The organism is Bacillus sp. FSL M8-0077 (assembly GCF_038050255.1).
GTDB classification, from domain to species: Bacteria; Bacillota; Bacilli; order Bacillales; family Bacillaceae; genus Bacillus; species Bacillus altitudinis.
The window spans coordinates 1,920,974-1,937,501 of record NZ_JBBPAF010000001.1 but is presented as its reverse complement, the minus strand read 5'-3'; the positions used below and the strand labels follow the sequence as shown (position 1 = coordinate 1,937,501).

Here is a 16,528-nt window from a genome sequence, read left to right as displayed (position 1 = left end):
CCCTTTATTTAAATCAACCGCCGCCATAAAACTGTGATTGTAGATAAACCAGTTAAAAGGAGCCTTTTCATGAAAGGCTTTTTTTTCTGTCCATAGTCGCTTGCTTTATATTCTGTTCGATCTTTTGCTACGAGAACACTATAAGCGACTTTCCGTTCGATTGCTTCTGTAAGAGATGATGCAAATGGTGCACTATCAATCACCAAAATCGATTCAGTATTTAAAAAGCTGGATCTTGCATCTAGATTATATGTTCCAATAATACTTAAGTTATCATCAATGACCATTGATTTGGCGTGAATTGAATAAGGACCTTGATATTCATACAAATGAACACCCGTTTTCATCAGTTCTTTTTTCGTGCTTAAATATCCTGCAAATGCTAATGGATTTGGTGTCGCTGTAAGGGAGTTCGTCACGATCGTTGTTTGAATACCACTAGGTAATGGCGTGAGTCCGTCTTTCATTGGCCGTGTCGGTATGACATAAGGCGTCTGGATAAGAATAGAACGCTTTGACCGCTGAGCGAGATCGTTTAACTTTTTCAAGACGAGTGGACGTTTATTTAAGCGCTCCACTGGATTTGTAAAAAATGCAATCTGTTTTGCACGAATGGCGTCTTTTGCCCAATCATATGTGGACGTGACAAAGGGTTCTTTTGTGCGAATGGCTTCCTGATAAGATCTAAGCAGCTGTTTTCTTAGCTTTTTTCCTTTTTTCGCTTTTGCCTTGGAAAATACATCTTTCGTTCTTTTCGTAAAATCATGATTCCATAAATAAACGAAATACTGCTCCATTTCATCTAATACTTTTCCCTTTTTGGCGTTGTACAGCAGCACATCTCGGTCATATGCAAAGTCTTTCGGCGGCTGATCTGCAAAGTATTTATCACCAATATTTCTGCCGCCCATGACAGCGACCCTGCCATCTGCCAAAAGGAGCTTATCGTGAAGGCGGTTATGCCACGTCCACGGCTTGAACAAGCGAAAAGGCTCATAAAAACGAATGGCCATATTCGGGTGATTCGCCACAGCATAACGCAAATGCTTCAGTGGTCCACGCAGGCTATGGCAAATGCCATCTAACAACAGCTGAACTTTTACTCCTCGATCAGCCGCTTCAATTAAAGCACCAAGCACCCATTCGGCGGTTTTTCCTTTTTGAATGGAATAATAACTCAAACGAATGTTCTTTTTAGCCTCGCGAATCATTTGAACTCTCACTTGACCTGATTCAAACCCGTCATCAAGCAGCAAGACTTGATTTATGCCTTGGTCGTCTCCTGAGATGGAAGAAGCTTTATAGATGCAATGTTCTTTACATGTTTTTTGAAACGGTAAATAAAACAAGACAAATGCGGTCAAAAATACATACACCACATATAAAAGGATCAGAAAAAACAAGAATTGAAGCACAGTGATCAACTCCTTTCACACAAACCGTTCTTTTTGTTAGCTTATGTTAAAAACAAAATTTCACTCATCCAGCTTTCTAATAAAAAATACAGGATAAAAGAATCACCTTGTTTTCATAGGGCATTTAATTATAGTATGAAATGAGTAAGGGGGAATCGCATTGAATGAACCATTATTTAATATACCAAGTGATGTGTACCAAACGTTAAGTGAAACAGAACGTTATTTACTGCATTATATTCACCAGCATTTAGAGGATATCTCCACCTTATCCATCGTCACATTAAGTGAAAGAGCCAACGTGTCGACAGCGACCATTGTCAGACTGATGAAGAAAATCGGATACAATGGCTATACATCCTTTAAATATCGATTGAAACAAGAAAAGAAAATGACAGATGATAGTGATCAACTAAAAAATATTGATGAAGACATCAAACTTGCCATTCGAAAAAATGAAGAAGAGGTTTTAAAGACGATTCAACTGCAAAGTATTGGGCAAATTGAGGATGCGGTTCAAAAGATCCATGATGCGGACAAAATTTATATTTTTGGCAGAGGCTTTTCAGAGATGATCGCCAAAGAGATGACCATCAAATTGCAGCTCATCGGAAAAACATGTGAAGTTCATGACGACCCGAATATCATTCGGCTCAAATCGCGTGACATTGATAAAAATGAACTTGCCATCTTTGTTTCATTAAATGGAGAAACGTCGGAACTAGTAGAAGCGTGCCAAAACCTCAGTATGAAGCAAGTCACGACCATTACGATCACAACTAGAATTGATTCTACATTAAGTAAAATATCAGATATGACACTCGTCGGATATAAAGGGGAACAATCATTCTTCCCAGATTATGAAGTCAGGTCCCGCCTGTCGCTTCATGTCATTGCCCGTATTTTACTAGACGCCTATGTGATTCGGATGAAATAAATACTCAAAAAGCCTTCCACACTTTATGATGGGGGGCTTTTTACCGTGAAAACCTTTACACAATCTGAAAACATTTTCACTGAATCGTATGAGATACTTTCTTTAGAGAAAAGAAAGAAGGTGAAACCAATTGATTTATACCTGCACCTTAAATCCTGCTATTGACCTATATATTGCATTAAAAGAAATGCGGGCAGATACAGTTAACCGCACGGAAGATGAGGATTATCAGCCGAATGGAAAAGGTGTTAATGTGTCCATTATGCTAAAGAAATATGGCTTCACCAGCACTGCATTAGGATTTATTGCTGGGTTTTCAGGTTCATATATTGAACAATCGTTAAAAGATCTCTCCATTCAAACCGATTTTATCCCAGTGGATGGGATTACACGCATTAATGTATTTATTAACACAACGGAAGAATACAAGCTTGTGAATCAAGGACCTGCTATTGAGGCAAAAGCGCTTGATGCCTTTCGCGAGAAAATGTTAGCCATTCCAAAAGGCAGCATCTTCATTATGTCAGGTAGTCTGCCTAAAGGCGTCCCTGCCAGCATTTTCTCAGAGATAGCCGCTATTTGTCATCAAAACAACGTGAAATTTATTTTAGACACAAGCTCTAAAGCGGTTTTAGAGACTCTTCAGTACAAACCATATTTACTAAAACCAAATGAAGAAGAGATTGCCGCATTTTTTGGAAAAACCCACCGTTTATCAGAAACAGAACTCGTTGAATCAGGACGAAAGCTGATCGAGATGGGTGCAGAGCAAGTACTCATTTCTCGAGGAGGAGAAGGAGCACTACTCCTCACAAACGAAGCCGTATTAAAAGGAAATGCACCGATAGGAACGGTCGTAAACACGGCTTGTTCTGGTGATGCCATGCTCGCTGCATTTCTAAGTAAACAGCTGGAAGGACAACCTCATGAAGAATGCTTACGCTACGGCATTGCAACAGGGGCATCTACCGCTTTTTCTAAAGGGTTAAGTGATTTATATGACATTGATTCATTAATTGAGCAAATACACATTCAGAACATATAAGGGGGAGTTCACATGAGCCGCAAGAAAATTGTCGCTGCCACTGGCTGTCCAACAGGCATTGCGCACACATTTATGGCAGCTGAGGCATTAAAAATCGCAGCTGAGCAATTAGGGGTCGACATCAAAGTTGAAACGCATGGTCAAGTAGGAATTGAAAACGCTTTAACGGATCAAGACATCTTGGAGGCCGATGGGGTCATTGTCGCAGCTGACAAAGATGTGAATACAGATCGTTTTCACGGCAAACCACTGATTGAAGTTCCTGTAGCAAAGGGTATCCGCACACCAAATGAACTGATTCAAGGCATTATCAATGGAGAAGCACCCGTTCACCAAGTGAAAGGAAGAGCTTCTGGAACAGAAAAAACATCTGCGCCTTCATCAGCTCAACAAAAGTCCGCCAATAAGTGGGTACACACCATCTACAAACATTTAATGAACGGTGTATCACACATGCTGCCGTTTGTCGTTGGAGGCGGGGTCTTAATTGCCATTTCTTTCTTATTCGGTATCTATTCTGCTGATCCGCAGCATGAAACGTATCATCCGTTTGCTGCCTACTTGAAAAGCATTGGCGGGCTCGGCTTTAGCTTAATGGTGCCTATTTTAGCAGCATTTATCGCTGATTCAATCGCCAAACGCCCAGGGATGGTTGTCGGATTTATCGGTGGCCTGCTTGCAAACGATGGAGGCGCTGGATTCTTAGGTGGTATTATCGCAGGTTTTGCAGCAGGGTATATCATCGTACTTCTTCAATTCCTGCTTCAAAAATTACCTGCATCACTTGACGGATTAAAATCAATTTTTATCTATCCTGTCATTGGTATTTTCTTAATTGGGGCTGTGATGACACCGTTATTAGTTCCAATCACAGGGCTAAATAATTCATTAATGGATTTTCTCTCAGCAGTTCAATCCACGAATCCACTGCTCTTAGGTTTAATTGTTGGAGCAATGTGTGGATTTGATATGGGAGGACCTTTTAACAAAGCAGCCTATGTCACAGGAACGGCTTTACTCGCAGAAGGTAACCTTTACTTCATGGCAGGTGTGTCAGCAGCATGTATCACACCGCCGCTTATCATAGCGATTGCCACAACGATTTTCCGAAAACATTTTACACCGCAGGAACGAAATGCAGGGGCCATCAACTATATTCTAGGAGCGACACATATAACAGAAGGGGCCATCCCATTTGCGGCCAAAAACCCGGTTGTTGTCCTGCCAATTATCATGTTTGGTTCCGCCATCTCTGCTATATTGACGTATCTCTTTGGCGTACAGGTTCCAGCTCCGCATGGCGGATTCCTTGTTCTTCCAGTCGTCACAGGCGCATTCCAGTGGGTACTTTCCATACTGATCGGATCACTTGTAGGTGCCATTCTATACGGACTTTACCGCAAGAAAATAGACAAACCCGCAGTTTAATAGGAGGAAGAGAAATGATGGAACATATTTATATGAATCTACATGAAACGGCTTCTTCACAGGCTGGCGTTTTCGCAGCCATAGCTGACATTGCCTCTGAAGCAGGGATTTGTACATCTCCTGAGGCTGTCAAAAAAGGACTCGCTGAAAGAGAAGCTCTTAGTACAACTGGCTTTCAAGATGGATTTGCCATTCCGCATACACAGTCAGACGCCATCACAAAACCGGCACTCGTCATCGTCCGTACAGAAACCGGAATCGAATGGGACGCTTTTGATGGAAAGCCTTGCTTTTTCTTCTTATCCTTACTCATTCCAAAAAGTGAAGCAGGAACCACTCATTTACAAGCACTTTCTGCTCTTTCACGCGGATTAATGGATGAAACGAAACGACAAAAACTGCTCGAAACAAGAACAAATGAAGAAATGCTCACTTTATTAAAAACAGATATTTTGACGAGAGAGGATGTTTGACCATGTCTTTACTTTCAACAACACCCATGCTTGAAGTAGCAAAAAAAGAAAAATACGGAATTGTCGCATTCAATGTACATTCCTTTGATAGTATTTACTGGGTACTCGAAACGGCAGCTGAATTAAAGTCACCTGTCATTTTGCAAACAACGGTTGGAACGGTCCAATCGCTTGGCGCAAAAGCCATTGCAGATACAGTGAAGGCGGCAGCGGATCAATACCAAATACCAATCGGCCTTCATCTCGATCATTGCACTGATTTTGATGTAATTCTCACATGTATTCGAGCGGGATATACATCCGTCATGATCGATGCATCGATGCATTCATATGAAGAAAATGTTCGCCGCACAAAAGAAGTTGTGGACCTCGCATTAAAAGTAGGGGTGAATGTAGAAGCCGAGTTAGGCAAGGTAGGCGGTGTCGAAGATGATATCGTCGTTGATGAAAAGGATGCTCAAAAAGCCATTCCATCAGAATGCCGTCAATTTGTAGAAGAAACTGGTGTACCTACTTTAGCACCTGCGATCGGCACGGCCCACGGCATCTATAAAGGGGTACCGGATATCGACTTTGACCGCATTGAACAAATTGCAGCGCTTGTCGATGTGCCGCTTGTCCTTCATGGTGGTTCAGCTGTACCAGATGAGGATGTCAAAAGATGTGTTGCACTCGGTATGGCAAAGGTCAATGTGTCCACTGAACTGAAAAATGCATACTCTGAAGCGATTCGTGATCATTTCTCAAACGAACCTGAAAGCTTAGATCCGCGTATGTATTTACAAAAAGCAAAACAAGCAGCCAAAGACATGGTCACATCTAAAATAAAGATCGTTGGCAGTGAAGGAAAAGCCCAACCTTTATATCAATAATGTGAAAAAAGCAGAGCCACATCGCTCTGCTTTTTTCACATTATTCGCTTTCTTTCATTTCATTTGATGTACGTACTCGTGCATTTCCCATAAATATGACCGTAATCGCCGCAAGTGCAATCGGGAATAAAGCAATCATAAATACATACGTAATACTTTGTGACATCGCATCAATCACTTTATTTAAAATATCAGGCGGAATTTGTGAGCGTGCCCCCTCTTGAAAAATGGCTTGCGGATCACCAACTTGAGATGAAGCTCCTTTCATTCCGCTAAAAGCATCTGCTAAACGATTTGTCAGGACATTGGTTTGTATCGTTCCAAAAATCGTCACACCTAAAGTCATCCCAAGTGATCTCATGAACGAATTGGTAGAATTAGCACTGCCGCGGTAGCGCGGAGAGAGATCATTCATTGAAGCAGATGGCAGAAGGGAGAAGCTAAATCCAACGCCAAAACCTGAAATCATCATAAAGAGCGTAAGCCACAATCTTGCTGTATCTGGCGACATATTGGCAAGCAGCAGCATCCCAGCAAAAAATGAAATCACAGAGATCGTCATTAATCGTCTAAAAGGTACTTTCGTCTGCATCGTTCCGCCAATCATACTGCCAATCACGGACCCGATCATCATCGGTGTTAAAATGAACCCTGCACTTGTCGCAGATTCACCGTACACCGCCTGGACGAAGATAGGAATGAAGACAGCTAGGATAATAAACGTCCCGCCATATAAAAACGCCAAAATTTGAGATGTCGCAAACAAACGATTTTTAAACATCCAAAAAGAAATAATCGGTTCTTCGGCCTTTCGTTCAACAATGAAGAAGATGGTTCCGAAGACAACAAACACAGCAAATAGTGTCAAGATTTGAACAGAATCCCATGCATACGATTTACCGCCAAGCTCAAGGGCGAACATTAAACTGACAACCGCAACGACAAGTGTAATGGCACCTGACCAGTCAATTTTCTGCTTGCGATGCTCGAGCGATTCTTGATAAAATTTGGCGATCAAGAACACACTGACAATACCGATTGGTACGTTAATATAAAACACCCAATGCCAGCCGATCGAATCCGTAATAATCGCTCCTAACAGCGGGCCTAATACACTGGATAGACCAAAAACTGCACCAAACATACCGGACATTTTCCCGCGCTTTTCTGGCGGGAAGATATCAAAGATAATTGTGAAAGCGATCGGAAGAAGAGCACCGCCTCCAAGTCCTTGAATCGCACGGTAAATAATGAGCTGATCCATTGTTTGTGCGATGCCGCACAGCGCAGATCCAATTAAAAAGAAAATAAGTCCAAACAGAAAAAAACGCTTTCGACCATACATATCTGAAAGCTTTCCATAAATCGGCATACCGGCCATCACTGCCACCATGTAAGAAGCAGTCACCCAAGCAAATTTATCAAAACTGCCCAAATCGGCGACGATGCTTCCCATTGCTGTTGCGACAATGGTGTTGTCCATCGCTGCCATAAAAATCCCTAACAGCAACCCGATGACAACAAAGCGAGTGGATGCCTTGCCTTTATCCACATGATTCATTTCATTTACCTCCTGCTTACGTTCTCTTCTTATTTTTGCTATGATCAAGTTAATGATAAAGTAAGAGAACATTTATCTTGATGATCAAGATAAATTGATTTTAAAGGGAGGAGAACAAGTTGTCAATAAAGAACGAGGCAGAAGACCGAGCGGACCTGATCATTCATACGATGAGACGCCTTGCTACACGAACGGTGCTATTCCATCAAGCGGCGGCTCAATCGCTCGGCCTTTTCCCAACAGATCTCAAATCAGCTGATTTGTTAAACGAGCTCGGACCACTTACAGCAGGGGAATTAAGTGAAAAAACTGGTCTTAGCTCAGGTGCAGTCACCGCTCTCATTGACCGGTTAGAAAAAGCTGGCTACGTCAAAAGGGAGAAGGACTCAAAAGACAAGCGAAGGGTCATCATTGTTCCATTAACAGCTGGGAAATCACAAGTGAAACAACTCTTTCTATCTTTATCGGCATCCTCCAAAAAACTCACAAATGAATACAAGCCAGAAGAATTGGATTTAATCATTCAATTTATTTCAGAAGCAGCTGAAATCATGGATCAAGAGCTGCAATTGCTTAAGTCTAAATCGTAAGAAAGGACACTGTGAGGTCTTTAGACGAAGCGGTAATATCTTTTATGAGAGATGTGTTATGAGGGTGCAAGAAGTTCTCATTGAGAATAACAACATAGGATGCTTATCCAAATAAGGGGGGGTATACAGAAAGTGGAAATTATAAAGTTTAAGGAAACTGATACAAAAGAGATTGTTTCATTGTTTTATGAAACAGTTCATTCCGTAAATTCAAAAAATTATTCCCAAGTACAATTGGATGCTTGGGCACCAAGAGATGAAAAAGAATCTAAAATGAATTCTTGGAAGGAATCATTGAGTCAAAATATAACATTTGTTGCTAAAGTGAATGGTAAAGTTGTTGGTTTTAGCGATTTAACGCATACCGGGTACTTAGATAGACTATTCGTTCATAAAGATTATCAAGGACAAGGTATAGCCACAGCTTTAGTTGATATGCTCGAATCTGAGGCAAAGAAACTAAATCTTTTAGAAATTGATACCGAAGCAAGTATTACAGCTAAGCCATTTTTTGAACATCTAGGTTACAAAATTGTTTGTTCACAAACTGTGGAAAAAAAGGGGGTTAAGTTGGCTAATTTTAAAATGCTAAAAAAAATAAAATAATCATTTTCTTGTTATGCTAACAGGTGCGTTAGTTTAAGAAGAAAGGGTATAACATATTCGTCATATAAAATATGTTATACCCTTTCATTTATTTAACTTTTTTTCAATAGCAGAAAAGATATTAGAACTCAAATCAACAATGCTACCTTTACAGAACATGGTTTTAAACATGTAAAAGCCAAAACAGCTGAACAAGCTAAGCTATTTAGCGAAACAGGACGAAAGCAGGCACAGTATTTGCCTAATATAAAAAATAAAGTTATTGAGAAAAAAGCATTAAAAAAAGGGTTAATTGTAGAAAACGAGAAAGGTGCAGTATATTTTATTGATAATACTGGTCGTCCAGTTGGTTTTGATTTAGAGTATTTAAAAATGGCTAAACCAAGATCAAAAGGCTCAAAGCACACTCATGCGGGTGTGCTTTTTCTTATGGCAAAAGAAGCACCCAAAAGCTTCACAATACTTACTGAAGACATTTGGACTTCTTTGGCGCATGTGAGTTGATTAGACTTATAACCAAAGGGAAGAAGGGAGGGATTCTATCTGTATTTAACCAAGAGGGGCACGACTTTATTATCGATGCTGCTTCACACGACCACTTATCTATCAATTGAAGATTTACAGAATCGATTGAATGTCTCTACTCGAACGGTCTACGCTGAAATCAAACGAATGAATAGCTGGCTGGCAACCCATCAGCTTAGTGGCGTTCAGCGAAAAGATCAACGGGGCTACTATTTAAATCCACACGAGAAAGAAGTCATTATCGAAAAAGCTGACACTGTTCTCGTCGGTTATGACTATGAACCATGTGTAAAAGAAAGACGTGCCATCTTGCTCCTATCCATTGCATGCAGTGAGAAGCATCTAAAAATTGATGATTTTATGGAGATGACGAAGGTAAGCCGTAATACACTGCTTGAAGATATGAAACAACTAAAAGAAGCACTTTCAAAACAGCAGCTTACACTTCACTATCAGGCGGCCAGCGGCTATTTAATTTCGGGAGAAGAAAGAACGATTCGATTGGCGCTGAAGCCTTATATTCATTTCATTCGCACCATGATAAAAAATGAAAAAACGTTTCCATCGATTTGGTTAAAGGGTCCTATTTCATATAAGAGAATACATGATCTCCTTCAACAGTCCGAACAAGATCTGAAACTTGAGTTTGCAGATGACATGCTGGATCAGCTGTCTATGGATCTCTTTTTCTACTTCAAACGGATGAAGCTAGGATGTACTGTACACATTTCAACAGAAGAAAAACGGACATTGCAGGAAACAGATGAATGCTTGGCTGCTATTCGTTTCATGGCGCAAATTCAAAAAGAAACCAGTCTTTTGGTTCATGATGATGAAATCTATTTTCTTAGTACGCTATGGCTCAGTGCCAAAAAACAAAAACTTCCAACAAGTCAAAAACCAGAAGAACATCTCATTCGAACCATTGCGAGACAAATGATCATTGACTTTCAGCGTTATGCGTGTATTTCCTTCCAGGAAGTAGAAGTCTTGGAACAAAACTTAACCATGCATTTAATTCCGGCCTATTATAGGCTCATCTATCACATTGAGATCATCAATGAATTAACAGATTCAATGAAACATGCACAGCCAGAGGTGTTTGACATCACGCAAAAGGTTGCTTGCCATTTAGAGAAGGCGACCTGTTCAAAGATGAGCGATCATGAAATTGCCTATGTGGCGATGCATTTTGGCGGCTGGATGAGAAGAGAAGGGATTTCATCGATTGCGAAACGTTCTGTTTACATTGTCTGCGGAGAAGGAATTGGCACAAGTCACATGCTGAAAACGCAGCTTCTTGAATTAATCGGCTACATTGACATACGCGGACTGTTATCAAAACGTTCATATGAAGAATTAACATCCATTGATGCCGACTTTGTTGTGTCAACGACACCTATTTCGTTTAAAGGAAAACCTGTTCATCTCGTTCACCCTATTCTCACTGCTTATGAGAAAAAAACATTGCTTCAATATGGAGAAGGCTCAGAACATATGCTTGATGAGCACCATGTGAATGCTTTATTCAATATCATTCAGCAGCATACCATCGTTCAAAATAAAAAAGCATTGCTTCATGACCTGAAGGAGCTGCTTCATCCCACATATGTATCACACCAGAAAGGGTGGAAACCAGTGTTAAACGATTTATTAACAGAAGAAACCATTCAGCTCCAGCAAACAGCAGACACATGGCAGGAGGCCATTACAAAAGCAGCGCAGCCTTTGCTTGATCAACAAGCGATTCAGGAAAGTTATGTGAAAGCGATGATCCAGTCTGTTCATCAAAATGGCCCTTATATTGTGATTGCGCCACAAGTGGCGATTCCGCATGCAAGGCCAGAGGATGGCGTGAACAAATTAAGTATGTCACTTATGTCATGTCATCAGCCCGTTTCCTTTTCAAAGGATGGAAAAAAGCAAGTTCGGCTCATCATTGTATTAGCTGCCATTGACAGTATGACCCACCTGAAAGCACTCAAACAGCTGACGATGCTGTTAAGTGAAGAAAAACGGGTGAGACAATTGATTGAAGCAGAGGAATTCGCAGCCATTCAACAACTAATCAATCAATTTTCACAAGTATAAAGGAGGAAAAAGAGGATGAAAAAAATTCTAGTTGTATGCGGAAACGGTTTAGGAAGCAGCTTTATTGTTGAAATGAATGTCAAAAAGGCATTAGAAGAATTAGGACTTTTAGCGGAAGTGGATCACACCGATCTCAGTACAAGCAAAAATGAACAAGCAGACCTCTATATTGGCGCAACAGATATTATCGATCAGCTGGATGACGGCACAAGAAAGGTCGCTGGATTAAATAACTTGTTAGACCAGGAAGCCATTAAAGACGTCCTTCGTAAACACATATAATCGACAGAAAAAGGGGGATTCACATCATGATAGAACTGATCATGAACGATATATTGGGCACACCCGCAATTCTCATCGGTTTGTTTGCACTAGCTGGTTTACTTTTGCAGAAAAAGTCAGCTGCCGATACTGTATCAGGCACCTTAAAAACAACAATGGGTTTTTTAATATTAGGAGCGGGCGCCACAGTCGTATCTGATTCACTTGGGGTTTTCAGGAAGATGTTTGAAGCAGCCTTTCACATTCAAGGGGTTGTCCCAAATACAGATGCCATGGCGGCCATTGCCCAAAAGGAATTCGGTACACAGACAGCGCTCATTATGATTTTTGGTATGGTGGTTAATTTGCTTTTGGCAAAATTCACACCCTTTAAATACGTCTTTTTAACTGGTCATCATACGCTATATATGGCGGCTATGCTTGCAGTCGTTCTGTCAACAGCTGGCATGCAAGGAACGCTACTGATCACCACTGGTTCAATCGTATTAGGTGCAGCGATGGTCATTGCTCCCGCAATCCTTCAGCCGTTTACAAGGAAAGTCACTGGAAGTGATGATCTGGCGCTCGGTCATTTCAGTACGTTCGGCTATTTTACAGCGGGAATGATCGGCAAATGGGTCGGGCGCCCAGAGAAATCAACGGAAACCATTCAAGTGCCTAAGTCACTCGGTTTTCTAAGAGATACATCGGTGGCCATCTCCATTACGATGGCTTTGCTTTTCTTTGCGATTGCACCGTTTGCGGGAATTTCATTCATAGAAAACATTAGTGGTGGTACGAACTTTGCTGTCTTCATTCTCATTCAGGCCATTACCTTTGCTGCTGGGGTATACATTATTTTAGCAGGTGTACGGATGGCAATCGGTGAAATTGTGCCTGCTTTCAAAGGGATTGCCGATCGCTTCGTGAAAGGGGCAAAGCCGGCACTTGATGCGCCAACTGTTTTCCCATTTGCTCCAAATGCGGTGATCATCGGTTTTTTATGCAGTTTTGCAGGAGGCATCTTGTCTATTTTCCTTCTTCCTTTGTTTGGTTTAACTGTCATTGTTCCTGGACTTGTGCCGCACTTTTTCTGCGGTGCGACAGCGGGCGTATACGGCAATGCAACGGGGGGAGTGAGAGGTGCTGTCGCCGGCTCCTTTGTGAATGGAATACTCCTTTCATTTTTACCAGCTTGTTTACTTCCTGTGTTAGGCACTCTTGGCTTTGAAGGGACAACATTTGGAGATACAGACTTCGGTATCATTGGAATCTTGATTGGATTGATCAAATTTTTATTTCATCTTTAAAAAGGAGGCATTTCAGGATGACAGCTATTTTCTCACCTTCATTGATGTGCATGGATTTAACGCACTTCCGTGAACAAATTCAGCTTCTGAACACAAGGGCAGACCGTTATCATGTCGACGTCATGGATGGTCATTATGTAAAAAATATGACCTTATCACCCTTTTTCATTGAACAACTTCGGAAACTGACAGACGTTCCGATTGATGTTCATCTAATGGCCGAACAGCCTCAGGAATTTTTAATTGATGCATGTATTGATGCAGGCGCAACGATGATTTGTTTACATCCAGAAGTGGTGCAAAAAGACGTTTTTCGAATCATTCGGCATATTCACGAAAGAAAGTGTGAGGTCGGCTTTGTTCTCAATCCCGCCACACCAGTTGCAGCATTAGATGCTTTTATTCATTTAATAGACCGGGTGACGATCATGACAATTGATCCAGGGTTTGCTGGTCAGCCTTTTATCAAAGAAATGCTTCCGAAAATGAAAGAGGTGAAAGAAATCAAAGAGAAGGGAGGATACTCGTTTTCAATTGAGGTAGACGGCTCTTGTAATGAAAGCACGTTCCGGCTGCTTGCTGAGGCAGGAAATGAAATTTACATCATCGGCACCTCAGGTTTATTTGGACTTCACGAAGAATTAGATAAAGCATGGGAAACAATGAAGCAATTGTTCGCAAAAGAAACAGCCACAATGAAATCACCTTAGTAAAAAAGAGGATGAAGTCCATCCTCTTTTTTACGCAATTTTACTAAACAAACTATCTCCTTATCAAAACATACTCAAAAACTTCAAAAAAGCACAAATTTATAATTGAAAGCGCTTTATTTATGTGGTATTCTTCAAATATCTTTAGTAAACATTTAGTCAAAAATATTGAGGAGTTTGCCTATGACCACACTCAAAGATATTGCTCATGATGCAAAAGTATCCGTCTCTACTGTATCCCGTGTGTTAAATGGCGACCAAACGCTTGCCGTTTCACACGCAACAAGACAAAACATCCTCGACATAGCCAAGAAATTAAACTATACCCCAGTCAGAGCAAGAAAAGCCGATCAAGCAGAAGTAAATAGCCCACCCGCATCCCCAGTCATCGGTGTCGTTGTCGCCCAATCCATTGACGAAGAATTAAATGATCCTTTTTTTTCATCGATTCGAAAAGGAATTGAAAAAGAATATGCCAAACAAGGTCTGTCCACTCTCCATACCTTTCGCCTAAGAAACATGGATAAAGGGGCGATACTAAAGGATATTGACGGTTTGATCGTCATTGGACGAATCAGCCCTGATACGGTTGAAAAGATGACAAACCGAATGGAACATATTGTTTTTATCAATCATTATGCGGATGAAGATTTGTATGATTGTGTACATGTGGATTTTGTCAGAGCGGCAGATCGTGCCATTCGTCATCTGCAATCTCTCGGCTATACACATCTAGGATATATTGGCGGGAAAGAGAGGGAGCATTATTTTGAAGGAAATGCTGTGATTGAGGATGAAAGACAAACAACTTTTATCAAAAGAATGCAAGAAGCGGGAACTCTTCATATGAATGACATCCACATAGGCGAATATTCGATGCAAGAAGGCTACTCGCTTATGCAAAAAGCCATTCAGAAAGGAAATCTTCCAGAAGCCTTTTTTATCGGAAGTGACTCTATGGCAATAGGCGCTATGCGCGCGCTACATGAAGCCGGTCGTCGTGTACCTCAAGATGTCTCAATCGTGGGGTTTAATGATATCGAAGCCGCTTCCTTTTCAAGCCCGCCGCTCACAACGGTTAAAGTATATACAGAAGAAATGGGGGAAGTGGGCCTAAAGCTTTTGCTTGAGCGGATAAAAGGAAGAAAGCTTCCTCTAAAAGTCGTCGTGCCAACAAAACTCATGCAAAGAGGCAGCACATGCCCAATCCATGAAAGGGGGTGAACGAGCATTTCAGTAAACAAAAAAAGAGACAAAAAAGCAGGAAGGGAGCTGCTGAGCATGATGGCCAGATCATGCTGAAAACAACGCAGTTCACCCAATTGCTCTCTTATCTCTTTGAAAAGAATAGAATTCCAGTATAATGGACTTCTTTTGTTTCCGCAACTGCATGAATTCTACCGATAATCATCTGAATTTTCAGTGATCAAAAGGAGGAAACGATGAGTAAAAAAATTCTGATGCTGTGTGTAGCTCTAGTTTTGTCGATGATCTTGTCTGCTTGCGGCAATAACGGTGCGTCTGAAGCAAACGGGAAAGTGACCTTGACCCTATTCTCCACAATGAGTAACAGCGGGGAGAGAAAGGCATTTGAAGAAGTGATCCGTGACTTTGAAAAAGAACATCAAAACATCCGAATTGATGCCAACTTCCCTGGCAACAGCTATGAAGATATGATACGCGTCAAAATGGGCGCAAACGACATGCCGGACCTATTTGATACACACGGCTGGGCCAAGCTGCGATATAGCGAATACGTGGCTGATCTAAAGGAGATGGACTGGGTAAAACAACTCGATCCGTCACTCGATCAAATTTTAAAAGACAAAGATGGCAAAGTCTATGCCTATCCGCTGAATCAAGCAAAAGACGGACTTAGTTTTAATGCCAATCTATTAAAAGAATATGGCATAAAAATTCCTAAAACACTGAATGAACTGAAAAGTGCTTTACAAACTGTCAAAGAAAAAAGTAAAGGAGACGTTGTGCCGCTCTGGGTCCCAGGAGGCGATAATTCAAATATTGCCCAAGTCTTTGATGAGCTGGCAACGCCTTTACTCATTACCGATCAAAAACATCAATACGGAAAAGACCTTGAAAATGGATCATTTGATTGGTCTCACTATACACCGCTTGCACAGTTTATGAAGGAGCTGAAAGATCAAGACCTTTTAAACAAAGATGTACTCACGGCGAAACTATCTCAAGCACCTGAGCTGATGGCACAAAACAAAATCGCTTTCACCTTTGTGGGAGGATCTTTAGGACCTGAGGCGACTGAACTCAATCAATCGATCAAAGTAGGCACCATGCCCGTACCAGCGATTCATGAAGGAGATGAGCAAAGCTGGATTGGCGGGGAACGCTTTACTGTCGCGGCATGGAAAGACTCAAAGCATCTAAAAGAAGCAAAACAATTCATTGACTTTCTAGCAAAGCCTGAAAACGCAAAGAAAATCGCAGAGGGCACTTCCTCTGAAACGGCTTTAAAAGAAGTCAAAGCCAAAAACTATTACTCTACATTTTACGAGCAATATGAAGATATTAAAATTGAACCATATTTTGATCGAAAATACTTACCGAGCGGCATGTGGGCTGTCATGGCAACGACCGGTCAAGAATTATTAGCAGGCTCCATCACACCGGAACAACTATCGAAGAAAATGGAAGAGGAATATAAGCGTCTGAAAAAACAATAGCAGGC

At 41.2% G+C, this 16,528-nt stretch carries 15 protein-coding genes and 1 pseudogene; 14 read left to right on the top strand and 2 right to left on the bottom strand.

The genetic code is table 11. The annotated features are described in order from the left end of the window. Positions 1–8: 8 nt before the first annotated feature. On the bottom strand, positions 9–1,415 hold the full coding sequence (locus NST57_RS09890) for a phospholipase D-like domain-containing protein (RefSeq protein ID WP_341298477.1): 1,407 nt from the start codon (positions 1,413–1,415) through the stop codon (positions 9–11). Positions 1,416–1,575: 160 nt separating this feature from the next. Between NST57_RS09890 and NST57_RS09885 the strand changes: the two genes are divergently transcribed. The 5 genes from NST57_RS09885 to NST57_RS09865 all read left to right on the top strand — a co-directional run bounded on the left by NST57_RS09885 (position 1,576) and on the right by NST57_RS09865 (position 6,170). Further along, entirely contained in the window at positions 1,576–2,352 is a 777-nt protein-coding gene (locus NST57_RS09885; protein ID WP_341298476.1) for a MurR/RpiR family transcriptional regulator, read from the top strand. A gap of 130 nt (positions 2,353–2,482) precedes the next feature. Continuing rightward, positions 2,483–3,397, top strand: a complete 915-nt coding sequence (gene pfkB / locus NST57_RS09880; protein ID WP_341298475.1) for a 1-phosphofructokinase — start codon at positions 2,483–2,485, stop codon at positions 3,395–3,397. Between the two features lie 12 nt (positions 3,398–3,409). Beyond that, a complete protein-coding gene (locus NST57_RS09875; RefSeq protein ID WP_341298474.1) occupies positions 3,410–4,825 on the top strand; it encodes a PTS fructose transporter subunit IIC in 1,416 nt (471 codons plus the stop codon). 14 nt (positions 4,826–4,839) lie between these two features. Continuing rightward, positions 4,840–5,298 carry a fructose PTS transporter subunit IIA gene (locus NST57_RS09870; RefSeq protein ID WP_142155215.1) on the top strand — a complete coding sequence of 153 codons (459 nt, stop codon included), beginning with the start codon at positions 4,840–4,842 and terminating at the stop codon, positions 5,296–5,298. A 2-nt stretch (positions 5,299–5,300) separates the two neighbouring features. Next, the gene (locus NST57_RS09865; protein ID WP_341298473.1) at positions 5,301–6,170 is read left to right on the top strand and encodes a class II fructose-bisphosphate aldolase; all 870 of its coding nucleotides are present in this window, start codon (positions 5,301–5,303) and stop codon (positions 6,168–6,170) included. On the opposite strand, the pseudogene NST57_RS09860 reads toward NST57_RS09865, so the two are convergent. After that, a pseudogene (locus NST57_RS09860) lies at positions 6,159–7,731 on the bottom strand (MDR family MFS transporter). The gene NST57_RS09865 and the pseudogene NST57_RS09860 overlap by 12 nt on opposite strands. A gap of 170 nt (positions 7,732–7,901) precedes the next feature. On the opposite strand from NST57_RS09860, the gene NST57_RS09855 reads away from it, so the two are divergent. The 9 genes from NST57_RS09855 to NST57_RS09815 all read left to right on the top strand — a co-directional run bounded on the left by NST57_RS09855 (position 7,902) and on the right by NST57_RS09815 (position 16,523). Next, positions 7,902–8,321, top strand: coding sequence for a MarR family winged helix-turn-helix transcriptional regulator (locus NST57_RS09855; RefSeq protein ID WP_341299213.1), 420 nt, complete (start codon positions 7,902–7,904; stop codon positions 8,319–8,321). Between the two features lie 132 nt (positions 8,322–8,453). Beyond that, positions 8,454–8,927 (top strand): GNAT family N-acetyltransferase, encoded by a 474-nt coding sequence (locus NST57_RS09850; RefSeq protein ID WP_142155210.1) that lies wholly within the window; start codon positions 8,454–8,456, stop codon positions 8,925–8,927. A 237-nt stretch (positions 8,928–9,164) separates the two neighbouring features. Beyond that, positions 9,165–9,431 carry a hypothetical protein gene (locus NST57_RS09845; RefSeq protein ID WP_341298471.1) on the top strand — a complete coding sequence of 89 codons (267 nt, stop codon included), beginning with the start codon at positions 9,165–9,167 and terminating at the stop codon, positions 9,429–9,431. A 39-nt stretch (positions 9,432–9,470) separates the two neighbouring features. Then, on the top strand, positions 9,471–11,543 hold the full coding sequence (locus NST57_RS09840; RefSeq protein WP_341299212.1) for a BglG family transcription antiterminator: 2,073 nt from the start codon (positions 9,471–9,473) through the stop codon (positions 11,541–11,543). Positions 11,544–11,558: 15 nt separating this feature from the next. After that, positions 11,559–11,825, top strand: a complete 267-nt coding sequence (locus NST57_RS09835; protein WP_017359544.1) for a PTS sugar transporter subunit IIB — start codon at positions 11,559–11,561, stop codon at positions 11,823–11,825. A 26-nt stretch (positions 11,826–11,851) separates the two neighbouring features. After that, on the top strand, positions 11,852–13,114 hold the full coding sequence (locus NST57_RS09830; protein ID WP_142155208.1) for a PTS ascorbate transporter subunit IIC: 1,263 nt from the start codon (positions 11,852–11,854) through the stop codon (positions 13,112–13,114). A gap of 17 nt (positions 13,115–13,131) precedes the next feature. Then, positions 13,132–13,824 carry a D-allulose 6-phosphate 3-epimerase gene (alsE, locus tag NST57_RS09825; protein ID WP_142155207.1) on the top strand — a complete coding sequence of 231 codons (693 nt, stop codon included), beginning with the start codon at positions 13,132–13,134 and terminating at the stop codon, positions 13,822–13,824. Positions 13,825–14,007: 183 nt separating this feature from the next. Next, entirely contained in the window at positions 14,008–15,048 is a 1,041-nt protein-coding gene (locus NST57_RS09820) for a LacI family DNA-binding transcriptional regulator (protein ID WP_142155206.1), read from the top strand. A gap of 218 nt (positions 15,049–15,266) precedes the next feature. Then, positions 15,267–16,523, top strand: coding sequence for an extracellular solute-binding protein (locus NST57_RS09815; protein ID WP_142155205.1), 1,257 nt, complete (start codon positions 15,267–15,269; stop codon positions 16,521–16,523). Positions 16,524–16,528: the final 5 nt, after the last annotated feature.